This is a genomic window from Cupriavidus sp. 96C5-1, from assembly GCF_057798855.1.
Window position 1 is genome coordinate 108,539 of record NZ_JBYOJU010000022.1, and the last position, 24,336, is coordinate 132,874.

A 24,336-nucleotide genomic window follows, 5' to 3' on the forward strand; every position below is an offset into this window, starting at 1 on the left:
TCCGTTGTATCAGTCCCTGGCCATCTGGCTGCAGATCTCCGCCACGCGCCGGGTGGCTTCCGGCTTGGCGAGACCGCGCGCCTGATGCGCCATCGCTTTGAGTCGGGGCCGCGACAGCGAGGCCAGCGTCTGCGCCAGCCCGCTCGCGGTCAGTTCGTTCTGCTGGACCAGCAAGGCGGCATCCTGGTTCGACAGGAATTCCGCGTTGGTGGTCTGGTGGTCGTCGACCGCATGCGGGAAGGGCACGAACAGTGCCGCCACGCCTGCCGCCGCCACTTCCGACACGGTCATCGCGCCCGCGCGGCAGATCACCAGATCCGCCTCGGCGTAGGCCGTGGCCATGTCGTCGATAAAGGGCAATGCTTCCGCCGCCACGCCGGCGGCCTGGTAATTGGCCCGCAGCGTGTCGATCTGCTTGGCGCCGGCCTGGTGCTTCACCAGCGGACGCTGCGCTTCCGGCAGCAGCGCCAGCGCCTTGGGCACCACCTCGTTGAGCGCCGCGGCGCCCAGGCTGCCGCCGACAACGAGCAGCCGCAACGGGCCGCTGCGGCTGTCGTAGCGCAGCTCGGGCGCTTGCATGTGCGCCACTTCGTCCCGCACCGGGTTGCCGGTCCACTCGCTGTCGGGCAGGGCATTGGGAAAGGCGCACAGCACCCGGTCCGCCACCCTGGCCAGCACCTTGTTGGCCAGCCCTGCGATCGAGTTCTGCTCATGCAGCACCAGCGGCCGGCCCAGCAGCGAGGCCATCATGCCGGCGGGAAAGGTGATATAGCCACCCATGCCCAGCACCACATTGGGCCGCACCCGGCGCAGCGCCTGCAGGCTTTGCCAGAAGGCGCGCAGCAGGTTCAGCGGCAGCAGCAGCTTGGTCAGCGGCCCCTTGCCGCGCAGCCCGCCGAACTGGATGAACTCCATCGGGATGTCATACTTGGGCACCAGGGTGGCTTCCATACCGCTGCGGTTGCCCAGCCACACCACCCGCCAGCCCTGCTCGCGCAAGACGCGCGCGACCGCCAGCCCGGGGAAGACGTGCCCCCCGGTGCCGCCGGCCATGACGAGCAGCGTGCGCTGTGCGGTCATACCTTCCCTCCGCGCATCAGCACCCGGTTTTCGTAATCGATCCGCAGCAGGATCGCCAGCGCCACGCAATTCATCAGGATGCCCGAACCGCCGTAGCTCACCAGCGGCAGGGTCAGCCCCTTGGTGGGGAGCAGGCCCAGGTTCACGCCCATGTTGATAAAGGTCTGCCAGCCGATCCACACGCCGATGCCCTTGGCCACCAGGCCGGCAAAGGTACGGTCGAGCTGCAGCGCGGTGCGGCCGATGCCGAAGGAGCGCCGCACGATCCAGTAGAACAGTACGATCACCGCCAGCACGCCGACAAAACCGAATTCCTCGCCGATCACGGCGAGGATGAAGTCGGTATGGGCCTCGGGCAGGTAGTGCAGCTTTTCAATGCTGCCGCCTAGCCCCACGCCAGCCCATTCGCCGCGGCCGAAGGCGATCAGCGAATGGGTAAGCTGGTAGGCCTTGCCAAGCGCATTGGCTTCTTCCCAGGGATTGAGATAAGCAAAGATCCGCTCGCGCCGCCATGGCGACGCCGTGATCAGCAGCGCGAACGCGCCTACCGCCACGCCGACCAGGCCGGCGAACAGCTTGCCGTTGATACCGCCCAGGAACAGGATGCCCATCGCCACCGTGGCCACCACCAGGAAGGCGCCCATATCGGGCTCCAGCAGCAGCAGCATGCCCACCACCACCACCGCCACGCCCATCGGCAGGAAGCCCTTGCCCACGTTCTGCATCCACTCCTGCTTGCGCACGGTGTAGTTGGCGGCGTACAGCACCACCGCCAGCTTCATCAGCTCCGACGGCTGGAAGTTCATGACGCCGAGCGGGATCCAGCGCCGCGCGCCGTTGACGCCCTTGCCGACATGGGGCACCAGCACCACGATCAGCAACAGCAGCGCGATCACGAACAGCTTGGGCGCGTATTTGTCCCAGAACTTGACCGGGATCTGGAAGGCCAGCAGTCCCATGGACAGCCCGACGAACAGCGCAAACGCATGGCGCGCGAGAAAGTGGCTCTCGCGGTAGTTGGCGTAGCGCGGCGAGTCCGGCAGCGCGATCGAGGCCGAGTAGACCATCACCAGGCCGAGCGCGAGCAATACGATCGACACCCACAGCAGTGGCTGGTCGTATTCCATCATGCGCGAGCGGGTCGGCTTGACGCCCGACACCGCATCGCGCAATCCGCCCCACGCGTTGCCGATGGTGGCCCCGATGAAGCCGCTGCGCTTGACCTGTGCGTCGCTCATGGCAGGATCCCCCTGGACATCGCCAGCTCTTCCACCGCAGCGCGGAACACTTCGGCGCGGTGCACATAGTTGCGGAACATGTCGAGGCTGGCGCAGGCGGGCGACAGCAGCACCGCATCGCCGCCCTGGGCGGCGCTGGCGGCGAGCGTGACGGCCTGCTCCAGCGTGGCGGCGTCGGCCAGCGTGACGCCGGTGCCTTCCAGCGCGCGGCGCAGCTCGCCGGCATCCTTGCCGATCAGCACCACGGCGCGCGCGTACTGCGTCACCGGAGCGGCCAGGGGGGAGAAATCCTGCCCCTTGCCTTCGCCGCCGGCGATCAGCACCACGCGCTTGTCCAGGCCCGACAGCGCAGCCACCGTGGCGCCCACATTGGTGCCCTTGCTGTCGTCGAAGAATTCGACATCGTCCACCGTGGCGACCCACTCCACCCGGTGCGGCTCGCCGCGGTACTCGCGCAGGCCATGCAGCAGGGCGTTCAGCGGCAGGTCGATGGCACGGCACAACGCCAGCGCGGCCATGGCGTTGGTGGCATTGTGCATGCCACGGATCTGCAGGGCATCGGCCGGCATCAGGCGCTTGTGGCGCACCGGCACGGCTTGCGCGCTCTCGGCGGCCGCGGCCTTGCGGCGGCGCGGCTTGTTCTCGCTTTCGGCTTCGCTGTCGGGCTCCGCCACCACCAGCCAGGGCATGCCGCCCTCGCGCAGCACGCCAAAGCTGCCCGGCACCTCGGGCAGGTCGGTGCCGAACGTCACCGGCGCGGCATCCGCGCGGGCCATCTCGAGGCTCAGCCGGTCGTTGCGATTCAGGATCTGCACGCAGGCAGGCTCGCCCGGTGCCGGCGCCGGGCCGAAGATGCGGGCCTTGGCGGCGGCATAGGCTTCCATGCTGCCATGCCAGTCCAGGTGATCCTGGGTGATATTGAGCACCGTGGCGGCATGCGGCGCCAGCGTGTACGTGGTCTCGAGCTGGAAGCTGGACAACTCCAGCACCCAGACCTCGGGCAAGGTGGCCGAGGCGATGCAGGCGGCCAGCTTGTCCAGCGCCGACGGGCTGATATTGCCCGCCACCGCCACGCTCTTGCCGGCACGCTCCACCAGGCGCCCGGTCAGCGCGGTGGTGGTGGTCTTGCCATTGGTGCCGGTAATGGCCAGCAGCCGGGGGGCATAGCCCGATTCGGCCTGCAAGTGTGCCAGCGCCCGCGCAAACAGCTCGATCTCGCCCCACACGGGAATCCCGCGCTCGCGCGCCGCCGCCAGCAGCGCGGCGGTAGCGCTTTGCGCCGGCGACAGGCCGGGGCTGATGGTCACCAGCCCGACGCCGTCCAGCAGCGCTTCGGAGAAGGCGCCACCCACAAACTCGGCCGAGGGCAGCTCGGCCTGCAGGAAGACCAGGTTGGCAGGTGCCTCGCGCGTGTCGGCAACGCGCACGGGCGCGCCATACTGGCCGCACCAGCGCGCCATCGCCAGCCCCGATTCGCCGAGGCCCAGCACCAGCACATGAGGTTTTTGCAACTCGCCAAACACTTCGATTCCCGCCTTATCTATTCCTGGGTTAATGCGTACGCGCCGGTTCTACGCAACTTCCGCGCGGCTTCAGCGCAGCTTGAGCGACGACAGCCCGATCAGCACCAGCAGCATGGTGATGATCCAGAAGCGCACCGTCACCTGCGTTTCCTTCCAGCCCGACAATTCAAAGTGGTGATGCAGCGGCGCCATCTTGAACAATCGCCGCCCCTCGCCATAACGCCGCTTGGTGATCTTGAACCAGCCTACCTGCAGCATCACCGACAGGGTTTCCACCACAAAGATGCCGCCCATCACGAACAGCACGATTTCCTGGCGCACGATCACCGCCACCGTGCCCAGCGCGCCGCCCAGCGCCAGTGCGCCAACGTCGCCCATGAAAACCTGGGCCGGGTGGGCGTTGAACCAGAGGAAGGCCAGGCCCGCCCCCGCCAGCGCGGAACAGAAAATCAGCAACTCGCCCGCCCCGGGGATATGCGGGAACAGCAGGTACTTGCTGTAGACCGAACTCCCCATCACATAGGCGAATACGCCCAGCCCGCTACCGACCAGCACCACCGGCATGATCACCAGCCCGTCCAGGCCGTCGGTCAGGTTCACCGCATTGCTCGAGCCCACGATCACCAGGTAGGTCAGCACGATGAAGCCGGCTACGCCCAGCGGATAGCTCACTTCCTTGAAGAAAGGCACGATCAGGTTGGACTTGTAGGGCATGTCGAGCGACAGGCCGCCTTCGACCCAGCCCAGGAACAGGTCCCACACCCGCACATTGCTGCTTTCCGAGACCGAAAAAGCCAGGTAGACCGCGGCCACCAGGCCGATCAGGGTCTGCCAGAAAAACTTTTCGCGGCTCGACATGCCGCGCGGATCGCGATAGACCACCTTGCGGTAGTCGTCCACCCAGCCAATTGCGCCGTAGCCCAGGGTCACCAGCATGACAACCCAGATGAAACGGTTGCCCCAGTCGCACCACAGCAAGGTGGAGATGGCAATCGACACCAGCACCAGCACGCCACCCATGGTGGGCGTGCCGGCCTTGACCAGATGGGACTGCGGGCCGATGGTGCGCACCGCCTGGCCGATCTTCAGTTCGGTCAGCTTGCGGATCACCCAGGGCCCCAGGCCGAGGCCGATCAACAGCGCGGTGAGGTTGGCCATCACCGCGCGGAAGGTCAGGTAGTTGAAGACCCGCAGGAAGCTGTAGTCGTTTTGCAGCCACTGGGCCAGAGCCAATAACATCGTGTTTCCGTATTCCTTTCAACAACCACCCGGGGGGCCGGGCTATCCGATTGCTTGATTAACTGTTGATAACGATTACTGCGCGGGAGTGATTGCGACCAGCGCATCCACCATCCGTTCCATGCGCATGAATCGCGATCCCTTCACCAGCACCGCGCTCGCCCTGGCCACGGCACCGCCTTCATCCTGTATCAGCGCCCGGGCCAGGTCTTCCGCCGCGGCGAAATGCCGGCCGCCCTGCGTGCCGAATGCCTGCACCGCGTACTGCACGGCCGCGCCGGTCGCCCACAGTGCCTCGATGCCGCGCGCGCGCGCGTAAGCGCCGATCTCCGTGTGGAACGCCGGTCCCTGGTCGCCCACTTCGCCCATATCGCCCAGTACCAGCAGGCGCGGCGAGGCAAAGCCGGCCAGCACGTCGATCGCCGCGCGCACCGAATCCGGATTGGCGTTATAGCTGTCGTCGATCACCAGCGTGCCGCCGGGCGCATGCTTGACCTGCAGCCGCCCCTTGACCGCGGCGAACCCGGCCAGGCCGGACTGGATGGCCGCGCGGCCAACGCCTGCGGCCAGCGCGCAGGCGATCGCCGCCAGGGCATTGCGCACGTTGTGGGTGCCAAGCACCGACAGGCGCACTTCGAAGGCTTCGCCAGGCGCGCGCACCTGCATGACCTGCACGCCGTCTTCCAGGCGCACAGCGGCACCGACATCGGCGAGCGCATCCAGGCCGAACGACAGCGCGCGCCGCGCGCCGGCGGCCTGGCGCCAGATGCCGGCATGCGCGCCGCCGCCTTCGGCGTCGAGCGGGAACACCGCCACGCCATCGGTCGGCAATGCCGCGATGGCTGCCGCGTGCTCATGGGCAACCGCCTCGACGCTCACCATGAACTCCTGGTGTTCACGCTGAGCGTTGGTCACCACGGCCACGGTGGGCTGGGCGATGCCGGCCAGATAGACGGTTTCGCCCGGGTGGTTCATGCCCAGCTCGAGCACAGCGAGCCGGTGCGCGGCGTTGAGGCGCAGCACTGTCAGCGGCAGGCCGATATCGTTGTTCAGGTTACCGCCGGTGGCGAGCCGTGCGCCCTCCCCCACCGCCGCGGCAAAGATCGCCGCGATCATTTCCTTGACCGTGGTCTTGCCGTTGCTGCCGGTCACCGCCACCGCGGGCAGGCTGAAGCGGCGGCGCCAGCCAGCGGCCAGCTGACCCAGGGCCAGGCGGGTATCCGGCACCACGATGGCGGGAATGCCCAGCGCGGCGTCGGGCTCGCGCGCAACGACAACCGCGGCGGCGCCGCGCGCCGCCACATCGGCCAGGAAGTCATGCGCATCGAAGCGCTCGCCCTTGAGCGCGACGAAGAGGTCGCCCGGCTGTACGGCGCGGCTGTCGGTCAGCACGCGCGAGAACACACGGCTGGCGGCGCCGTCCGGCCCGGAAATACGCGCGCCGGCGATCCAGCCGGCGGCTTGCTGCAGATCAGTCATGGTGAATTGAGTCATGCCGACACCCCTCGCGTGCCCAGCGTCAGCCGGACATGCTCACGGTCGGAGAACGGCCGCTTGCGCCCGTTCACCTCCTGGGTGGCTTCGTGCCCCTTGCCGGCCACCAGCACCACGTCGGCCGCGGCGGCATGCTTGATGGCATACAGGATGGCGGCGGCACGGTCTTCGATCAGGTGCGCGCGGGCGCGCTCGTCCATGCCGTCGGCGATGGCGTTCAGGATTTCCTGCGGGTCTTCGCTACGCGGATTGTCGCTGGTCAGGACCACCTGGTCGGCCAGCCGTTGCGCGACCGCGCCCATCAGCGGACGCTTGATCGGGTCGCGGTCGCCGCCGCAGCCGAACACGCACCACAGCCGTCCGTTGCGAGCCTGCGCCACCGGGCGCAGCGCGGCCAGGGTCTTCTCCAGGGCATCGGGGGTGTGGGCGTAGTCGACCACCGCCAGCGGGCCGTCCTGGCCACCGTGGCTGCCACCGAACAACTCCATGCGGCCGTCGACCGGCTTGAGCCCGCGCAGCGCGTCGATGGCGGCCGCCCAGCCGATGCCGTTGGCGAGCGCGGCGCCCAGCACGGCGAGCAGGTTGCTGACATTGAACTCGCCGATCATCGGCGTGCTGACGTCGGCGCTGCCGAAACTGCCATCCACATGGAAGGCGGTGCCGGCGGCCGTAGCGCGCACACCGCTGGCGCGCAGCCACTGGCCGCCCTGACGGCCCGCAGCGGCGGCGCCGTCGATGCCGTATTCGATCACCTGCGCCGCAGCCAGGGGATCGGCCAGCAGGCGCCGGCCCATGCCGTCGTCGCGGTTGATCACGGCGGCACGCAGGCCTGGCCACTGGAACAGGCGGCCCTTGGCCGCCTCGTACTCGGCCATGGTGCCGTGGTAGTCGAGATGGTCCTGGGTCAGGTTGGTCAGCACCGCCACGGCGAAGTGCGTGCCGGCCACGCGGCCCTGCTCCAGCCCGTGCGAGGATACCTCCATCGCCACCGCACGCGCGCCTGCGCCGTTCAGCTCGGCCAGGCTGTCCTGCAACTGGACCGCGTCCGGCGTGGTAAAGCCGGTGGCGGTGAGCGCATCGGGGAAACCGGTGCCGAGCGTGCCGATGGTGGCGCAGCGCAGGCCCGCCGCCTGCAGCAGGCGCGCCAGCCACTGGCTGCACGAAGTCTTGCCGTTGGTGCCGGTAATGCCGGTGACCGCGAGATCGCGCGCGGCATTGTCATACCAGCCTGCCGCGATCGGGCCGGCGAGCTGGTGCAGGCCGGATACGCCAAGATGCGGCACGGCCTCGCCGTGCGGCCAGGCAAAGCCGTCGGCCTCGTAGACCACGGCGCTGGCGCCGCGGGCGATGGCCTGGGCGATATGCGGGCGCGCATCGGTGGACAGGCGCCGGTTGCCAAGCACATAGGCAAAGAAGACATCGCCCTGGGTCAGCCGGCGCGTGTCGCCGGTCAGCTTGGCGCCGGCGGGAGCGTGCAGGCGCAGCCAGGCCAGCGCGTCGCTGGCCTGGGCGGCAATTTCAAGGGGTAGCAAGGACTGGCTCATTGGGGTCCGCCCCACGGTTCGCTTTCCGGCACCCTGTCGCTCACCACCAGTTGGCGGATCGGCGAGTCAGGCTGCACATTGAGTGCACGCAGCGCCCCGCCGGTAATGGCGACGAAGGCAGGTCCGGCCACGGTGCCACCATAGTGACTGCCGGCCGAGGGCTCATCCACGCTGACGGCGACGATCACGCGCGGGTTCGACATCGGCGCCAGGCCGATGAAGGAGGCGCGGTATTTGCTGCGGTCGTAGCCGCGGCCGGCGTGCTTGTAGGCGGTACCGGTCTTGCCGCCCACCCGGTAGCCCATCACCTGCGCCTGGGGCGCGGTGCCGCCAGGCGCGGTCACCGTCTCGAGCATGGCGCGCACCTGGCGCGCCACCTCGGGCGATATCACGCGCTCGCCGGTAGCCGGTCCGCTGGTACGGAAAATGGTGACCGGGATCAGCTCGCCGTCATGCGCGAAGATGGTATAGGCGTGGGCCATCTGCAACAGCGAGACCGACAGGCCGTAGCCATAGGCCATGGTGGCCTGCTCGATGGGGCGCCAGCTCTTGGCCGGCCGCAAGCGCCCGGCCACCGCGCCGGGAAATCCGATCTTGGGCGCCTGGCCGAAGCCGACGCTGGTGAACATGTCCCACATCTCCTGTGCCTTGAGCATCTGCGAGATCTTGGCCGTGCCGATATTGCTCGACTTCTGGATGATGCCGGCCACGCTCAGCGGCCCATTGCTATGGGTGTCGCTGATGGTGGCGCCTTCGAACGTGTACTTGCCGTTACCGGTATTGATCACCGTCGTCGGCGTCACCCGGCCGAGCTGTAGCGCCAGGCCAATGGTGATCGGCTTTACCATCGAGCCCGGCTCGAAGCTATCGGTCAGCACCCGGTTGCGCAGCTGTTCGCCGGACAGGCGGCTGCGGTCGTTGGGGTTGTAGGTGGGCCAGTTGGCGAGCGCCAGCACTTCGCCGGTCTGCGCGTCGAGCACCACGGCGCTGGCTGCCTTGGCCTTGTTCGCCTCGACAGCATCCTTGACAGCGTTGTAGGCCAGGTACTGGATCTTGGCGTCGATCGAGAGCTGCTGGTCCTCGCCATCGCGCGGGGTCTTGAGGATGCCCACGTCTTCCACCACGCGGCCAAGCCTGTCCTTGATCACCTGGCGCGCGCCGGGCTTGCCGGCGAGCACAGCCTCGCGCGCAAGCTCCACGCCTTCCTGGCCGCGGTCTTCCACGTTGGTGAAGCCGACGATATGCGCCATGGCCTCGCCTTCCGGGTAGAAGCGCTTGTACTCGCGGGTCTGGTGGATACCCTCGATCTTGAGCGCGGCGATCTTGTCCGCGGCATCCGGCAGCACCTGGCGCTTCAGATAGACAAAGCTCTTGTCCTCGGAAAATTTGCGCCGCAGCTCCTTGTCGCTCATATCGAGCAGCTTGCTCAACTGGCGGATCTTGTCCGCGTCGATCTGGTCGGGAACGTCCTCGGGCACCGCCCAGATGGCCTTGACGGGCAGGCTGGTGGCCAGCACCAGGCCGTTGCGATCGAGAATCTTGCCGCGCGTCGCGGGCAGCTCAAGCGTACGCTGGACGCGCTTCTTGCCTTGGGCCTCATAGAACTGGTTGCCCGGTCCCTGGATCCACAGCGCGCGCCCGGCCAGGGCGACAAAGGCGGCGAACATCATGAACACCACCAGCTTGGAGCGCCACATCGGCAAGCGCAGGCCGAGCACGGGGCTGGCGGCAAACTGGCCGGAACGGGGGCGCGAATTGCTGGCGCGCGGCTGGCCGCGCTGGGCCTGCTGCGAGGGCCGTGCAATGGTCATGGCTTACTCCCCTCGGGTGCTGCCGCTGCGGCCTCGCTGGCGGGCGGTGTTTCAAGCACCACGCCGGCCAGGTATTGGGTCCTGCCGGGAAGCACCGGCGTCATCTTCAGCTGGCTGCGCGCGGCCTCGGCGATCCGCGAGCTCTTGCCAAGCGAGCTCTGCTGGTACTGCAACCGGGACCAGTCGATATCGAGCTGCTTTTCTTCCGCCTGGGCGCGGTCAACGGCGACAAACAGGGTGCGGGCCTGGTGCTGCGCGCTCACCAGGGAGAGCGCGCACAGCATCAGGGCAGCCAGCAGGAAGAAAGTCAGGCGGTTCATGCGCGGCCCGCCTGCCTGGTCGAAACGGCGGGCAGCTTTTCAGCCACGCGCATCACCGCCGAGCGCGCGCGCGGATTGGAGGCAATCTCTTCGGCGCCCGGCTTGACCCGGCCCAGCAGCTTCAGCGTCGGCTGTGGCAACTGGTCGGCGCGCAGGGGGGCGCGGCGCAGGGCCGGATCGGCATCCTGCTGCGGACGCGCGTGCGCCTGCATGAACCGCTTGACGATGCGGTCCTCCAGCGAATGAAAGCTGATCACCACCAGCCGCCCTCCGTCCTGCAATAGCTCGTAAGCCGCGCTCAGACCTCTTTCGAGGTCCGCAAGCTCTTGATTGACGTGAATCCGTAGAGCCTGAAAGGTGCGGGTCGCAGGGTCCTGACCCTTCTCGCGTGTTTTGACGGCTTTCGCCACGAGCGCGGCAAGCTCGGCAGTAGTGGTGAGAGGTCCGCCATGGCCGGGTTCGCTCCTGCGAGCAACAACCGCCTTTGCAATCTGTACAGCAAACCGTTCTTCCCCATAATCCCGTATCACCCTTGCGATGTCTTGCTCATCCGCCTGCGCCAGCCATTGCGCGGCGGTAATGCCGCGCGTGGTGTCCATGCGCATGTCCAGCGGCCCCTCGAAGCGGAAGGAAAATCCCCGCTGCGCGTCGTCAATCTGCGGCGAGCTGATACCCAGGTCGAGCAGGATGCCGGCCACCTTGCCGCGCGCGGCCAGCCGCTCCGACATCTCGGCGAAGCTGGTGTGCTCAATGGAGAAGCGGGCATCCTTGATGGTGCCCGCCTCTGCGATTGCTGCCGGATCCTTGTCGAAGCCAACCAGCGCCCCGTGTGGCCCCAGCCGGGCCAGTATTGCCCGGCTGTGCCCCCCTCTGCCAAAGGTGCCGTCCACATAGACGCCGTCGGGCCGCCAGACCAGGGCCTCGACAGCCTCGTCCAGCAACACGGTGCGATGGCGCAGGGTGGTGGTCCCCGGCATTTGGGTTGAGCTCATGACCTCGTCAGAAAGAGAAATTCTTCAATGCGTCCGGCATGCCCTGCGCCATCGCCTGCTGTTCCTTGGCGGTATAGGTCGCGGCATCCCAGACTTCGAAATGGCTGCCCATTCCGAGCAGCATGACTTCCTTGTCGAGCAAGGCGGCGCTACGCAGTTCCGGGGCAATCAGTACCCGGCCCGCGCCGTCCATGTCGACGTCGGCGGCATTGCCCAGGAAGATGCGCTTCCACCAGTGCGCATCCATTGGCAAGGCCGCAATACGGTTACGGAAGGTTTCCCATTCCGGGCGGGGAAACAGCAGCAGGCAGCCATCCGGGTGCTTGGTCAGCGTAACCCGGCCTTCGGCCTGCTGTTGCAGCGCTTCACGATGCCGCGCCGGAATCGACATCCGGCCCTTGGCATCCAGTGACAGCGCCGATGCGCCCTGAAACAAGCTAACTCCCGGTCCGCGCCGGCATCTTTACTGCCGGTTGGCGCGTGAATCCTTCGAATCCGACATTGGGCGATGATCCCATAGCCAGACTACCTTTTCACACAAAAATACACTTCCTCACACTATTTCCCACTTTAGAGGAAGCAATTTGGCGGGTCAAGGCTCGGCGTAAGGCAACAAACCGGATTTTTTTAATCAGAACAATGACTTAGCGTGCACACCTCAAGCAGCGTAAAAGTGAATCCCTAATGAAATGAAGATCTTATGGAGGAAAGCAGAGAAACCACCTGAGAACAACCGAGGGAGGAACTGCCTACTGCCCAAAACCCGGCCGCGCCGGACCGATGGAAGGATACAACGTTTTGGCGTCTACCCCGCTGGCGCGGGGGGAGGTTTGCCCCGTCGCGGCCAGGCGCGCCAGGGCCGGGATGGCGGTCTTCGCGGGGCTGTCGCGCGCTGCCCGGGCAGCGGCCGGACGGTCAGATCCGGTAGGCGGCGGTGGTCATCACCCGCGAGGCCGCCCGCATCAGCGCGCGCACCGGCGCTGGCAACGGCATGCCGCCCGCATCGCGCGCGGCATCGCCATGCCTCACCTCATCGTCGCGCATCTGCTCGAGAATCGCGCGGGACCGCCCATCGGCGGCGGGAAGCTGTTCGAGGTGGCCGGTCAGGTGCTGCTCGACCTGGCGCTCGGTTTCCGCCACGAAGCCGAGGCTGACGCGATCGCCGGCGCGCCCGGCGACCCAGCCGATGGCGAAAGCGCCCGCATACCAGACCGGGTTGAGCAAGCTTGGACGCGAGCCGAGTTCGCGCAAGCGCTCGGCGCACCAGCCCAGATGGTCTTCTTCCTCGCGCGCGGCCTGGTCCATCTGCGCCCGGACCGGCGCGGTACGGGCAGTCAGCTTCTGGGCCTGGTAGAGGGCCTGCGCGCAAACCTCGCCGACGTGGTTGATACGCATGAGCCCGGCCACATGGCCACGCTGCGCCTGGTCGAGGCTATCGCTGTCGGGCGCAAGCTCCGTGGCGGGGTTGGCGCGGCTGGCACGGGTCACGCCCGCGATCGCGCGCAAGGCCACATCGAATTCGCGAATCAAGGTATCCATGAATGCATGCACTGGTGGTTGCCCCGGGGCGCGTTCCACGCTTGCCTGCCGAAACAGGACACGGCACGTGTCAAACCACCCTCGGGATTTCCCGCATTGTACCGTGACCGCCTGGCGCACCGCTGCCCCCCCGGCCCCGGCCAGGCCCGCGCCGGCCGAGGCCGATACTCCAAAACCCTGAGTTGTGAAAAGCTGACAAGGGCACTCAACCCGATTGTGAAACGAGGGTGGTTTGTTACAGTACTTGGCAACTTCTGACGAAGTTGGGTAAGCGGGTGAATGGAGACTCAGGAGGTTTCGCCGCTGACCACCAATAATTCTTACGTGGAGATCATCGAGCATGAAAAAATCGCTTTTCGCGCTGGCTGCGCTTGGCCTTGTTGCGGGTGCTGCTCAGGCCCAGTCGAGCGTGACGCTCTATGGCGTGGCGGATATGAACATCGAATTCGCCTCGCATATGTCCAGTGTCAGCGGCACCAACGGCCCCTCGGGCAATGTCACCCGGATGAGCTCGGGTGGCCTGTCCGGTTCGCGTTGGGGTCTGCGCGGCGTGGAAGACCTGGGCAGCGGGATGAAAGCGCTGTTCGTGCTCGAAAACGGCTTTGCGCTGGACACCGGCAGTATCCAGCAAGGCGGCCGCCTGTTCGGTCGTCAAGCGTATGTCGGCCTGGAAAACTCCCAGTTCGGCCGCATCACCCTCGGCCGCCAGTACACCACGCTGTTCGACCTGCTCGCCAACTTCTCGCCCAGCGGCTACGCCACCCAGTATGAGCCGGTGGTGGCCCAGCTTGGCGTAAACTTCCGTTCCGACAACACCGTCAAGTACACCGGCGTGTTCGGTCCGGTGACCGCGATCGCCCACTGGTCGTTCGGCGCCGGCGCACCGGGCAACGGTGAAGTCCCGGGCCAGTTCCGCCGCGACACCGCCTATGGCGCGGGCGTCGGCTATGCCGCCGGCCCCTTCGGCGCAACCATCGCCTACGACCAGTTCAACCCCACCGAAAGCGCTGCCGCGGGCACCACCACCACCTACAAGAAGGCCGCCGTCGCCGGCAGCTACGCCTTCGGCCCGGCCAAGGTCATGGCCGGCTATCGCTGGGGCCAGGCCAAGAGCTCCGCGGGTGCCAGCGTGCTGCGCGACGACTACTACTGGATCGGCGCCAACTACCAGGTCACCGCGCCGCTGGGCCTGACGCTGCAGTACAACTACGACAACGTCAAGAGCTTCAACGGCGTCAATGTCCCGAATCCGTGGCAAGTCTCGTTCATCGCCGATTACAACCTGTCCAAGCGCACCGACGTCTACCTGACCGCCGCGTACGCCAAGAACGCCGGCCTGAACCTCGACACCGCGGCAATCGGCTTTGCCAACGGCTATGCGCTTGGCGCCGGCAAGACCAATATGCTCGGCGCCGGCGTGGGTATCCGCCACAAGTTCTAAGCGCATCCGCGCTGCTTCGCAAAGGCACCTTCGGGTGCCTTTTTGGTTTTGCAGCCTGTGCCGCTGCCGCCCCACCAGGAGACCGCCCATGCACCGCAACCGCCGCCGCGCCACCCACCTGCTGTTTGCAACCCTCGCCGGCGCCTGCCTTGGCACACCAGCCGGGCCTGCGCTGGCCGCCGACCCCTACCCCGGCAAGCCGATCCGCCTGGTGGTACCGTTCCCGGCCGGCGGCACCACCGACATCCTGGCCCGCGCGGTGGCCGCGGAACTGTCGAAACTGCAAGGCTGGAACGTGGTGGTGGACAACCGGCCCGGCGCGGGTGGCAATATCGGCGCCGACCTGGTCGCCAAGGCCGCGCCGGACGGCTACACGCTGCTGATGGGCACGGTGGGCACGCACGGCATCAACCAGTCCCTGTACGGCAAACTGCCGTTCGACCCGATCAAGGACTTCGCGCCCATCACCGAAGTGGCGTCGGTGCCCAACGTGCTGGTGGTCAACCCCGCCTTCGCGCAGCAAAACCGGATCGGCACCGTCGCCGACCTGACCGCCTATGCGCGCGCCAACCCCGGCAAGCTCAATATGGCTTCGAGCGGCAATGGCACCTCGATCCATCTCGCGGGCGAGCTGTTCAAGACCCAGACCCATACCTATATGGTCCATTTCCCCTACAAGGGCAGTGGCCCGGCGCTGACCGACCTGGCCGGCGGCACCATGCAGCTGATGTTCGACAACCTGCCTTCGTCGATGGCGCTGATCAAGGGCGGCAAGCTCAAGGCGCTGGCGGTCACCAGCGCCAAGCCATCGCCCGCCTTGCCTGGCGTTCCTACCGTTGCCGAAGCCGGCCGCCTGCCCGGCTTCGAGGCCAGTTCCTGGTTCGGCCTGCTGGCGCCGGCAGGCACGCCGCACGACATCGTCGCGCGCGTCCAGCAGGAGGTGGCCCGCTCGCTTGCCACGCCGGCCGTGCGGGAAAAGATGCAGGCCCAGGGCGCGGAGCCCGTCGGCAATACGCCCGAGCAGTTCGCCGCCTTCATCCGCGCCGAGCACGGCAAGTGGGCCAAGGTGGTCAAGGATTCCGGCGCCAAGGTAGATTGAGGCGCCGCACCAGCCCGTGGTGGCATGCGAACGCATATACTTGAGACATCAAACAACTGCGTGCCGCAATGCCCAATCCCCCTGCCGCCGAGGCCACCACCAAGGCCGGCGCCGAAGACGCGCCGGTCGACCTCGAAACCGGCCACGACGATGCCGGCCACGACGCCCTGCGCCTGTGGCTGCGGCTGCTGACCTGCACCAACCTGGTCGAATCCGACATCCGTTCGCGCCTGCGCCAGGATTTCGCCTGCACCTTGCCGCGCTTCGACCTGATGGCCCAGCTCGAACGCCATCCCGAGGGCCTGAAGATGGGCGAACTGTCGCGCCGCATGATGGTCACCGGCGGCAATGTCACCGGCATCACCGACCAGTTGCAGCAGGAAGGCCTGGTCTCGCGCGAGGCGCTGCCCAGCGATCGCCGCGCCTACCTGATCCGGCTCACGCCGGCCGGACGCGCGGCATTCTCGAAAATGGCGCGCGCGCATGAGGAATGGATCGAACAGCTGTTCGGCGGCCTGCCGCAAACCGACCGTCGGGCGTTGTTCCGCCTGCTGGGCCGGCTGAAAACCGGGCTGGTGAGCACATGAGCGTCCGCCCGGGTTCGCTCGCGGCGCTGCTGCCGCTGGTTCCGCTGCTGCTGGCCGCGGCTTGCCAGAGTTCGCCGGTGCAACCCCGGATCACGCCGCTCGACGTCACCATCAAGCTCGGCCGCATCAGTGAAAAAACCCCGGTGGGCCGGATCGACGTGCCGGATGGCGGCGTCGCCGGCACTGGCGTGGGCGTGGCCGCCGCCGGCGGCGGCTGGGGCGGCGGCGGCGGCGGCGTGGGTTTTGCCATCGACCTGAACCGGCTTCTCAATCCGCAGCCCCGGCCGCAGATCGACCTGTACCGGTATAAGGTGACCGCGCTGGACGGCACCGGCGCCATGGTCGACGGCCCGGCGGCGCCGGGACTGGAACCCGGCGCCTGCGTGCGGATGATCTATCCCGACGGCGCGCCCGAGCCCCGCCTCGCGCCATCCAGCGAATGCTAGAGTCCTGATCCAGGCACGAAACGACAACGGCCTCCCTTGCGGGAGGCCGTTTCACTGACGCAGGCTCAGGCCGCCTTGCGGCTGTCGCGCAGCTCGCGGCGCAGGATCTTGCCCACGTTCGTCTTGGGCAGCTCGCCGCGGAACTCCACATACTTCGGCCTCTTGTAGCCGGTAAGGCGCTCCTTGCAGAACGCGATGAGTTCAGCCTCGGTCAGCGCCGGATCCTTGCGGACGACGAACAGCTTGACCACCTCGCCCGAATGCTCGTCGGGCACGCCCACCGCCGCCACCTCCAGCACGCCCGGGCACTCCGCAGCCACGCCCTCGACCTCGTTCGGATACACATTGAAGCCGGACACCAGGATCATGTCCTTCTTGCGGTCGACGATCTTGGTGTAGCCGCGCGCGTCCATCACGCCGATGTCGCCAGTCTTGAAGAAGCCGTCGGGCGTCATGACCTTGGCGGTCTCGTCCGGACGATTCCAGTAGCCAGCCATCACTTGCGGACCCCGAATGCAGATCTCGCCGGGCTGGCCGAGCGGCACGTCGCGGCCGTCGTCGTCGCGGATGGCGATCTCGGTCGACGGTATCGGCAGGCCGATGGTGCCGGAAAAAGCATCGGTATCGGTGGGATTGCAGGTGGCCGACGGCGAGGTCTCGGACAGGCCGTAACCCTCGATGATCGGACAGCCGGTCTTGGCCAGCCACTTCCTGGCTACCGCTTCCTGCACTGCCATGCCGCCGCCGTTGGCCACGCGCAGGCCGGAGAAATCGACCTTGTCGATCTCCGGGTTGTTCAGCAGCGCGTTGTACAGCGTATTGACCGCCGGGAACATATGGAACTTGTACTTCTGCAGTTCCTTGATGAAGCCCGGGATATCGCGCGGGTTGGGGATCAGCACGCTCATGCCGCCGTTGCGCATGCCGAGCAGGCAGCAGACCGTCAGCGCGAAGATGTGATACAGCGGCAGCGCCGTAATGGTGATCACCTGGTCGATCGGCGCGCCCTTGGCCAGGGCCGGTTGCATCCAGGCTTCGGACTGCAGCACGTTGGCGACGATGTTCCGGTGCAGCAGCACCGCGCCCTTCGACACGCCGGTGGTGCCGCCGGTGTACTGCAGGAAGGCAACATCGTCGGGCCCCGTGGCGGTGGGCTGCAGCTGCATGCCACGGCCTTCCGCCAGCACGGTATTGAAGCGCACGCAGTTGGGCAGCTCCCAGGCCGGCACCATCTTCTTGACGTTGCGCACCACGAAATTGACGATGGCACCCTTGAGGCCGCCCAGCAGGTCGCCCATGCTGGCCACCACCACATGCTTGACCGGTGTGGCCGGCAGCACCTGCTGCAGGGTGGTGGCGAAGTTTTCCAGGATGACGATGGCCTCGGCCCCGCTGTCCTTGAGCTGATGCTCGAGCTCGCGCGGCGTGTAGAGCGGATTGACGTTGACCACCACGAAGCCGGCGCGCAGCACCGCGGCCAGCACCACCGGATATTGCAGCACATTGGGCATCATGATGGCCACGCGCGCGCCGGGCTTGAGCCCGCGCGACTGCAACCAGGCTGCAAATTGCTTCGAGAGACGGTCAAGCTCGCCGTAGGTAATCGACTTGTCCATGCAGACGAAGGCGCGGCGATCGGCATAAGTGCGGAAAGACGCCTCGAGCAAATCGGCCAGCGAGCGGAACTGGCTGCTATCGATCTCGGCAGGTACGCCGGCCGGGTAATGCTTCAGCCACAGTCTTTCCATGCACCGTCTCCTGATTTTCTGAATGGTCGTTCGATTTTCGACAGATGCTAAACGCGCGACCCGGTTAAGACAACACGTTAGATGAAGTCCTCTGGAGGTTGATCCCGCCACGACGTGAAGTTTAACGCACAGTTCGTAATGGACTCGGGAATTCCCCTAGCCCCCCTGACGGAGGCGGCCATGCTGCCGAAGATCACGCTACGCGCTCACCGGCAGCACCATCTTCATCATATTGGTGGCAAGCGCCTGTGCCAGTGCCTGTGCGTCCATGCGCCCGGGCTCGTGCCAGGTATACATGAAGCCAACCACGCTGCCGATCGCATGCGCGGTCACGCGCGCATCGCCATAGCTGAACACGCCGGTGCGCTTGCCCTCTTCCAGCAAGGCATAGAGGTCGCGGTAAAAGGCACGCGCCATGGTGCCCAGCCATGCCACCGTTTCCGGCCGCAGGTACTGGTTGTCGCGAAAGCTGAGCGTGGCCGGCACGTAGCAGGCAATGCAGCGCCGCGCCATTTCCAGCAGGCAGGCATGCAGCCGCTCGCGCACCGGCAGGGCCGGGTCGGCGGTCTCGCGGATGACGGGCAGGCAGGACTGTGCCGACTCGCGGCACAGGATATCGAAGATTTCGTACTTGTCGGTGAAATAGTAATAGACCGCCGGCTTGGTCACGCCCAGCGCCCGGCACAGGTCGTTCATGGTCATGCCTGGATAGCCCTTGGTATAGAACAGCTGGGCTGCCGTATCGAGGATCTGGCGGCGGCGCGCCTCCTGTCGCTCGGCGATATGCGAGCGGGCAGGGACGGCATCCGGGGCGGTCTCCGGCGGGATTTCGGGCCCGGCCCCGAGGGCCTTGATGCCCTCGGTGGCGGAAGCGGTTTTCTGTGCAGTCGGCATGACGCGATTCTCGCATGGCGCCGGGCCCCGGGAAGGCCTGGCTGTCACTCCAGTCACCCAATGCCTGCGACTTGCCGCCGATCGTGGCAGCTTGACGCATGAAGGCAATGCCAATACGATCATACCCAATGGTAAGTAAATATACCAAAGAGTAAATAACGTCAGCCCAAGCCGGCATGGCGACCCACCAGCAAGGAGACACCGCCCATGGACGAGACCGCCTACCTGGCCGACCTGCACGCGCGCTGGCGGCGCGCCTGGCCCGGCCGTACCCCGCGTTCCCCGCAATACCCGCTCGGGCGCCAGCCGCTCACGGAAATGCTGAGACACTGGGGCCGCACCCGGCCCGACCGCACCGCGGTGATCTTCTATGGACATGAAACCAGCTATGCCCAGCTCGATGCGTACAGCGACCGCTGCGCGGCGCTGCTGGCGGCGCACGGCATCGGCGCCGGCGACCGGGTGGCGGTGCTGATGCCCAATTGCCCGCAGTTCCATATCGTATTCTTCGGCATCCTCAAGCTGGGCGCGGTCTACGTGCCGGTCAGCCCGCTCTCGCAGCGCGCCGAGCTGCAGCATGCGCTGACCGACAGCACGCCGCGCGCGCTGATCGCGCTCGACCAGCTGGTGCCCCTGGTGCGGGAAACGCGCGCAGCGCTCGGCGCGCAGGATCCGCTTGCCCTGTTGTTCGTCACCAGCTTCGCCGACATGCTGCCGGCCGAGCCGACCTTGCCGTTGCCGCCGATGGTGCAGGCACCGCGCTACCTCTGCAACGCGGACGACCATGCCATCGACCTGCTGCCCGCCATGGGCGCCTGCACGCATGCCGTGCCCGCCACGCCGGCCTCGCTCGATGCGGTAGCCGCGCTCAATTACACCGGCGGCACCACCGGCCTGCCCAAGGGGTGCATCCACACCCAGGGCGATATGGTGGACATGGCAGCGGCCTTCGGCGCCGTCTCGCTGGAAATCGCCGACGACAGCGTCATGCTCGGCTTCTTCCCCGAGTTCTGGATCGCCGGCGAGAACCTCTGCCTGATCCTCCCCGCCTTCTTCGGCATCCCGCTGGTGCTGCTGGCGCGCTGGGACCCGGAAACCTTCATGGCGGCAGTGCAGCGCTACCGCGTCACCAACGCCTCGATGCTGGTGGACAACGCGGTCGAGGTGATGGAACATCCACGCGCCGCGCAATACCGGTTGCGCTCGCTGCGCTATGTGGGCGTGTCATCCTTCGTCAAGAAGCTCAACCTGCCCTACCGCCGCGCCTGGCAGGCGCTGACCGGATCGATCATCGCCGAGAGCGCCTGGGGCATGACCGAGACGCAGACCTGCAACACCTTCACCTACGGCATGCAGGACGATGACCTGGACCTGCGTGCCCAGCCCATCTTCGTCGGCCTGCCGGTGCCGGGCACGGAGTTCAAGATCTGCGATTTCGACAGCGGCGCGCTGCAGCCGCCGGGCGCCGAGGGCGAGCTGTGCGTGCGCACGCCGACCCTGCTCAAGGGCTACTGGAACAAACCCGACGCCACGCGCGAATCGATGCGCGATGGCTGGTTCCACACCGGCGACATCGGTTCGATCGACGAACATGGCTATATCCACTACCTCGGCCGGCGCAAGGAGATGCTCAAGGTCAACGGCATGAGCGTATTCCCCGCCGAGATAGAAGCGCTGCTGGGCCAGCATCCGGCCATTCTCGGCTCGGCCGTGGTGGGCCGGGCCGATGAAGACCGCGGCCAGTTGCCGGTGGCCTTCGTCATGCTCAAGCCCGAGGCGGCCGGCACCGTCGACGACGCGGCGCTGGTGCAATGGTGCCGCGCCAATATGGCGGTCTACAAGGTGCCGCTGGTGCATATCGTCGACGCCCTGCCGCTGACCGCGACCGGCAAGGTGCGCAAGCAGGATCTGGCGCCGCTGGCCGAGCGGCTTGGCTGAGCCGCTCGCGTCTTCCGGTCTCTCTCCACCATTGCCCAACTCTTTCGCATCATGACGTTCCGCAAGCTACTGATCGCCAACCGCGGTGAAATCGCCATCCGCATCGCCCGCGCCGCCGCCGGCGCGGGCCTGGAGAGCATCGCCCTGTACAGCGAGGACGACCGCGACGCCCTCCACGTGCGCAAGGCCGACGGCGCCGTCGCGCTGCCCGGCACCGGCCCGCGCGCCTATCTGGATATCGCGCAGGTGGTCGCCGCTGCCACGCGCAGCGGTTGCGACCTGGTCCACCCGGGCTACGGCCTGCTTTCCGAGAACGCGGAGTTCGCCCAGGCCTGCCTGGATGCGGGTCTTGCCTTCGTCGGCCCCGCGCCCGATGTGCTGCGCCTGTTCGGCGACAAGGCCCGGGCGCGGGCGCTGGCACGCGAGTGCGGCGTGCCGGTGGTATCCGGCACCACCGGCCCCACCACGCTGGAAGCCGCGCACGCGTTCTTCGGCTCGCTGCAAGAGACCGGCGCCGGCATGATGATCAAGGCGCTGGCCGGCGGCGGCGGGCGCGGCATGCGCGCCGTGCGTGCCGCCGCGGACATCGACGAGGCTTACGCCCGCTGCGTTTCCGAGGCCACGGCTGCATTCGGCAACGGTGCGGTCTATGTGGAGCGCATCGTACGCGCGCCCCGCCATATCGAGATCCAGGTGCTGGCGGATGCCGCCGGCGGCGTGATCGCGCTGGGCGAGCGCGAATGCAGCCTGCAGCGGCGCCACCAGAAGCTGGTGGAGGTGGCGCCCAGCCCTTCGCTCGACGACGCCATGCGCGCACGCCTGGCGCAGGCCGCGGTCACGCTGGCGCGCGCGAGCGCCTATCGCGGCATCGGCACCTTTGAATTCCTGGTCGGCTCGAATGGCGACTTCTGGTTCATGGAGGCCAACCCGCGCCTGCAGGTGGAACACACTGTCACCGAGATGGTGAGCGGGGTGGACCTGGTACAGGCGCAACTGGCCATCGCGGCGGGCAAGAGCCTGGCCCAGCTGGGGCTGGAACCGCCGCCGGCGCCACGCGGCATCGCCGTCCAGTTGCGCATCAACGCCGAGCACCTCGACGCGCAGGGGCAGCTGCGCCCCGCCAGCGGCCGCATCGACGCCTACGAGCCGCCCAGCGGCCCCGGCGTGCGCGTGGACGGCGCCGGCCACGCGGGCATGACGATCAACCCGCGCTTCGATTCACTGCTGGCCAAGCTGATCGTGCACGAGCCCGGCGGCAATTATGAGCGCGCACTGGCCCGGGCCTACCGCGCGTTGTGCGAATTCCGCATCGAAGGCATCGACACCAACCGCCGGCTGCTGCAGGACCTGCTGCTGCGCGACGAGGTGCGGCGCAACGACGTCCACACCCAATACCTCGACGCCGCGCTGCCGGCCATGGCGGCGGCAGCGGCCCAGCAGCTGGAAGGCGATCAGGCCCATCCCGCGCTGTATGCGGTTGGCGCCGCCGCTGACACCCAGGCGCATGCAGCGGAGCCTGACGATCTGCCGGACGACGCCGAACTGGTGTGCGCGCCCATGGACGGCGCGCTGGCCGCGGTCCAGGTACGCCCCGGCGACATCGTGCGGCGCGGCCAGCCCCTCGCCATCATCGAAGCGATGAAGATGGAGCATCCGCTGGAGGCGCCGGTCGCGGGCGAAGTGCTGCGCGTGCTGGCGCAAGCCGGCGATGTGCTGCGCGCCGGCGCGCCGGTGATCGTACTGTCGGCGGACGACGGCAGCCATCACGCGGTTGAGGCCGGCGCCGCGCTGGATCCCGCCCATATCCGCGCCGACCTGCGCGACGTGCTGGCGCGCCAGGCGCTCACCCAGGATGCGGCGCGCGCGCGGGCGGTGGACAAGCGCCATGGCCAGGGCGGCCGCACCGCGCGCGAGAACATTGCGCAACTGTGCGATACCGGCTCCTTCATCGAATACGGCGCGCTCGCCATCGCCGCGCAGCGCCAGCGGCGCAGCATCGAGGACCTGGAACGCGCCACGCCCGCGGACGGCATCGTCACCGGCATCGGCACCGTCAATGCGCAGCGCTTTCCGGCCGCCGACGCGCGTTGCATGGTGCTGGCCTACGACTACACGGTGCTGGCCGGCACCCAGGGCTTCTACGGCCACAAGAAGCTGGACCGCATGCTGGCGCTGGCGCGCCAGTGGCGCCTGCCGGTGGTGCTGTTCGCCGAGGGCGGCGGCGGGCGGCCCGGCGATACCGACATGCCGGTGGTGGCCGGGCTGGACTGCACGTCTTTCATCCAGTTCGCGCGGCTATCCGGCCAGGTGCCGCTGGTGGGCATCGTTTCCGGCCGCTGCTTCGCCGGCAATGCCGCCCTGCTGGGCTGCGCCGACGTCATCATCGCCACGCGCAATGCCACCATCGGCATGGGCGGCCCGGCCATGATCGAGGGCGGCGGCCTGGGCGTGTTCGCGCCCGAGGAAGTCGGCCCCGTGAGCGTGCAGGCACCCAACGGCGTGATCGACGTGCTGGTCGACGACGAAGCCGCGGCGGTGGACGCGGCCCGGCGCTACCTGTCCTACTTCCAGGGCGATCTGCCCGGCTGGGAGGCAGGCGATGCGCGCGCACTGCGCCACCTGATACCGGAGAACCGGCTGCGCAGCTACGATATGCGGGGCGTGCTCGCCGCGCTGGCCGATCGCGATTCCGTGCTGGAACTGCGCGCCGCCTTCGGCGCCGGCATCATCACCGCGCTGATCCGCATCGAGGGCCGCGCCTTCGGCTGCATCGCCAACAATCCCCGGCACCTGGGCGGCGCGATCGATGCGGCGGCGGCCGACAAGGCCGCGCGCTTCATGCAATTGTGCGACGCGCACGGCCTGCCTATAGTCTCGCTGTGCGACACGCCCGGCTTCATGGTAGGCCCGGAGGCTGAGAAGACCGCCACCGTACGCCATGTTTCGCGCCTGTTCGTCACCGCCGGCGCGCTGCGCGTGCCCTTCTTCACGGTGGTGCTGCGCAAGGGCTACGGGCTCGGGGCGCAAGCCATGGCCGGCGGCAGCTTTGCCGCGCCCTTCTTCACCGTGGCCTGGCCCAGCGGCGAGTTCGGCGCGATGGGCATCGAGGGCTCGATCCGGCTGGGTTTTCGCAAGGAGCTGGAAGCGGTGGCCGATCCGGCCGAGCGCGAAGCGCTGTTTGCGCGTATGGTGGATGCCGCCTACCAGCGCGGGCGCGCGCTGAATATGGCGAGCCACCTTGAGATCGATGCGGTCATCGACCCGGCCGACACGCGTCACTGGCTGCTGCGCGGACTGGCCTCGGTGCCGGCTCCGGACCAGGCGCCGCGCGACGCATCGCGCCGCTTTATCGATACATGGTGACGCCTCGCCGGGCGATCGTGCAAACTTCCCCCTGCCATCC

The 24,336-nt window shown here is 67.5% G+C and carries 19 protein-coding genes; 6 read left to right on the forward strand and 13 right to left on the reverse strand.

Annotated elements, in window-relative coordinates:
- Positions 1-9 precede the first annotated feature (9 nt).
- The 11 genes from murG to coq7 all read right to left on the reverse strand — a co-directional run bounded on the left by murG (position 10) and on the right by coq7 (position 12,780).
- Positions 10-1,080 (reverse strand): undecaprenyldiphospho-muramoylpentapeptide beta-N-acetylglucosaminyltransferase, encoded by a 1,071-nt coding sequence (murG, locus tag AC3FOF_RS23095; RefSeq protein ID WP_017227542.1) that lies wholly within the window; start codon positions 1,078-1,080, stop codon positions 10-12.
- Positions 1,077-2,318 (reverse strand): putative lipid II flippase FtsW, encoded by a 1,242-nt coding sequence (gene ftsW / locus AC3FOF_RS23100; RefSeq protein WP_017227541.1) that lies wholly within the window; start codon positions 2,316-2,318, stop codon positions 1,077-1,079. The genes murG and ftsW overlap by 4 nt, the downstream gene beginning before the upstream one ends.
- Positions 2,315-3,841, reverse strand: a complete 1,527-nt coding sequence (murD, locus tag AC3FOF_RS23105) for a UDP-N-acetylmuramoyl-L-alanine--D-glutamate ligase (RefSeq protein WP_488727886.1) — start codon at positions 3,839-3,841, stop codon at positions 2,315-2,317. Before murD ends, ftsW begins: the two co-directional genes overlap by 4 nt.
- A gap of 69 nt (positions 3,842-3,910) precedes the next feature.
- Entirely contained in the window at positions 3,911-5,080 is a 1,170-nt protein-coding gene (gene mraY / locus AC3FOF_RS23110; protein WP_017227540.1) for a phospho-N-acetylmuramoyl-pentapeptide-transferase, read from the reverse strand.
- A 75-nt stretch (positions 5,081-5,155) separates the two neighbouring features.
- The gene (locus AC3FOF_RS23115; RefSeq protein ID WP_276269373.1) at positions 5,156-6,574 is read right to left on the reverse strand and encodes a UDP-N-acetylmuramoyl-tripeptide--D-alanyl-D-alanine ligase; all 1,419 of its coding nucleotides are present in this window, start codon (positions 6,572-6,574) and stop codon (positions 5,156-5,158) included.
- Positions 6,571-8,118, reverse strand: a complete 1,548-nt coding sequence (locus AC3FOF_RS23120; protein ID WP_488727887.1) for a UDP-N-acetylmuramoyl-L-alanyl-D-glutamate--2,6-diaminopimelate ligase — start codon at positions 8,116-8,118, stop codon at positions 6,571-6,573. Before AC3FOF_RS23120 ends, AC3FOF_RS23115 begins: the two co-directional genes overlap by 4 nt.
- On the reverse strand, positions 8,115-9,929 hold the full coding sequence (locus tag AC3FOF_RS23125) for a peptidoglycan D,D-transpeptidase FtsI family protein (protein WP_017225815.1): 1,815 nt from the start codon (positions 9,927-9,929) through the stop codon (positions 8,115-8,117). The genes AC3FOF_RS23120 and AC3FOF_RS23125 overlap by 4 nt, the downstream gene beginning before the upstream one ends.
- On the reverse strand, positions 9,926-10,249 hold the full coding sequence (gene ftsL / locus AC3FOF_RS23130; protein WP_017225816.1) for a cell division protein FtsL: 324 nt from the start codon (positions 10,247-10,249) through the stop codon (positions 9,926-9,928). Before ftsL ends, AC3FOF_RS23125 begins: the two co-directional genes overlap by 4 nt.
- Complete coding sequence (gene rsmH / locus AC3FOF_RS23135; RefSeq protein ID WP_035809324.1) at positions 10,246-11,241, reverse strand: 16S rRNA (cytosine(1402)-N(4))-methyltransferase RsmH; 996 nt, start codon at positions 11,239-11,241, stop codon at positions 10,246-10,248. Before rsmH ends, ftsL begins: the two co-directional genes overlap by 4 nt.
- Before the next feature lie 7 nt (positions 11,242-11,248).
- Entirely contained in the window at positions 11,249-11,677 is a 429-nt protein-coding gene (gene mraZ / locus AC3FOF_RS23140; protein WP_017225818.1) for a division/cell wall cluster transcriptional repressor MraZ, read from the reverse strand.
- A gap of 479 nt (positions 11,678-12,156) precedes the next feature.
- Positions 12,157-12,780, reverse strand: a complete 624-nt coding sequence (gene coq7, locus AC3FOF_RS23145; protein WP_276263887.1) for a 2-polyprenyl-3-methyl-6-methoxy-1,4-benzoquinone monooxygenase — start codon at positions 12,778-12,780, stop codon at positions 12,157-12,159.
- Between the two features lie 340 nt (positions 12,781-13,120).
- Here coq7 and AC3FOF_RS23150 point away from each other — a divergent pair, with 340 nt between their 5' ends.
- The 4 genes from AC3FOF_RS23150 (at position 13,121) to AC3FOF_RS23165 (ending at position 16,353) form a co-directional block, all read left to right on the forward strand.
- Positions 13,121-14,221, forward strand: coding sequence for a porin (locus AC3FOF_RS23150; protein WP_017224205.1), 1,101 nt, complete (start codon positions 13,121-13,123; stop codon positions 14,219-14,221).
- Between the two features lie 88 nt (positions 14,222-14,309).
- Positions 14,310-15,320 (forward strand): Bug family tripartite tricarboxylate transporter substrate binding protein, encoded by a 1,011-nt coding sequence (locus tag AC3FOF_RS23155; protein ID WP_276263886.1) that lies wholly within the window; start codon positions 14,310-14,312, stop codon positions 15,318-15,320.
- A 68-nt stretch (positions 15,321-15,388) separates the two neighbouring features.
- Positions 15,389-15,907, forward strand: a complete 519-nt coding sequence (locus AC3FOF_RS23160) for a MarR family transcriptional regulator (protein WP_017224203.1) — start codon at positions 15,389-15,391, stop codon at positions 15,905-15,907.
- The gene (locus AC3FOF_RS23165) at positions 15,904-16,353 is read left to right on the forward strand and encodes a hypothetical protein (protein WP_488727888.1); all 450 of its coding nucleotides are present in this window, start codon (positions 15,904-15,906) and stop codon (positions 16,351-16,353) included. The genes AC3FOF_RS23160 and AC3FOF_RS23165 overlap by 4 nt, the downstream gene beginning before the upstream one ends.
- A 65-nt stretch (positions 16,354-16,418) precedes the next feature.
- Here AC3FOF_RS23165 and AC3FOF_RS23170 read toward each other — a convergent pair whose 3' ends face one another.
- Entirely contained in the window at positions 16,419-18,101 is a 1,683-nt protein-coding gene (locus AC3FOF_RS23170) for a long-chain fatty acid--CoA ligase (RefSeq protein WP_488727889.1), read from the reverse strand.
- 198 nt (positions 18,102-18,299) lie between these two features.
- Positions 18,300-18,995, reverse strand: coding sequence for a TetR/AcrR family transcriptional regulator (locus AC3FOF_RS23175; RefSeq protein ID WP_017224200.1), 696 nt, complete (start codon positions 18,993-18,995; stop codon positions 18,300-18,302).
- 207 nt (positions 18,996-19,202) lie between these two features.
- Here AC3FOF_RS23175 and AC3FOF_RS23180 point away from each other — a divergent pair, with 207 nt between their 5' ends.
- Both AC3FOF_RS23180 and AC3FOF_RS23185 read left to right on the forward strand, forming a co-directional pair.
- A complete protein-coding gene (locus AC3FOF_RS23180; RefSeq protein ID WP_488727890.1) occupies positions 19,203-20,933 on the forward strand; it encodes an AMP-binding protein in 1,731 nt (576 codons plus the stop codon).
- 51 nt (positions 20,934-20,984) lie between these two features.
- Positions 20,985-24,296, forward strand: coding sequence for an acetyl-CoA carboxylase family protein (locus AC3FOF_RS23185; RefSeq protein ID WP_488727891.1), 3,312 nt, complete (start codon positions 20,985-20,987; stop codon positions 24,294-24,296).
- The last annotated feature ends 40 nt before the right edge of the window (positions 24,297-24,336 follow it).

Coding starts and splice junctions, on each gene's coding strand:
- murG (WP_017227542.1), bottom strand. CDS start 1,080: ATGACCGCACAGCGCACGCTGCTCGTCATGGCCGGCGGCACCGGGGGG.
- ftsW (WP_017227541.1), bottom strand. CDS start 2,318: ATGAGCGACGCACAGGTCAAGCGCAGCGGCTTCATCGGGGCCACCATC.
- mraY (WP_017227540.1), bottom strand. CDS start 5,080: ATGTTATTGGCTCTGGCCCAGTGGCTGCAAAACGACTACAGCTTCCTG.
- AC3FOF_RS23115 (WP_276269373.1), bottom strand. CDS start 6,574: ATGACTCAATTCACCATGACTGATCTGCAGCAAGCCGCCGGCTGGATC.
- AC3FOF_RS23120 (WP_488727887.1), bottom strand. CDS start 8,118: ATGAGCCAGTCCTTGCTACCCCTTGAAATTGCCGCCCAGGCCAGCGAC.
- AC3FOF_RS23125 (WP_017225815.1), bottom strand. CDS start 9,929: ATGACCATTGCACGGCCCTCGCAGCAGGCCCAGCGCGGCCAGCCGCGC.
- ftsL (WP_017225816.1), bottom strand. CDS start 10,249: ATGAACCGCCTGACTTTCTTCCTGCTGGCTGCCCTGATGCTGTGCGCG.
- rsmH (WP_035809324.1), bottom strand. CDS start 11,241: ATGAGCTCAACCCAAATGCCGGGGACCACCACCCTGCGCCATCGCACC.
- coq7 (WP_276263887.1), bottom strand. CDS start 12,780: ATGGATACCTTGATTCGCGAATTCGATGTGGCCTTGCGCGCGATCGCG.
- AC3FOF_RS23150 (WP_017224205.1), top strand. CDS start 13,121: ATGAAAAAATCGCTTTTCGCGCTGGCTGCGCTTGGCCTTGTTGCGGGT.
- AC3FOF_RS23155 (WP_276263886.1), top strand. CDS start 14,310: ATGCACCGCAACCGCCGCCGCGCCACCCACCTGCTGTTTGCAACCCTC.
- AC3FOF_RS23160 (WP_017224203.1), top strand. CDS start 15,389: ATGCCCAATCCCCCTGCCGCCGAGGCCACCACCAAGGCCGGCGCCGAA.
- AC3FOF_RS23165 (WP_488727888.1), top strand. CDS start 15,904: ATGAGCGTCCGCCCGGGTTCGCTCGCGGCGCTGCTGCCGCTGGTTCCG.
- AC3FOF_RS23170 (WP_488727889.1), bottom strand. CDS start 18,101: ATGGAAAGACTGTGGCTGAAGCATTACCCGGCCGGCGTACCTGCCGAG.
- AC3FOF_RS23175 (WP_017224200.1), bottom strand. CDS start 18,995: ATGCCGACTGCACAGAAAACCGCTTCCGCCACCGAGGGCATCAAGGCC.
- AC3FOF_RS23180 (WP_488727890.1), top strand. CDS start 19,203: ATGGACGAGACCGCCTACCTGGCCGACCTGCACGCGCGCTGGCGGCGC.
- AC3FOF_RS23185 (WP_488727891.1), top strand. CDS start 20,985: ATGACGTTCCGCAAGCTACTGATCGCCAACCGCGGTGAAATCGCCATC.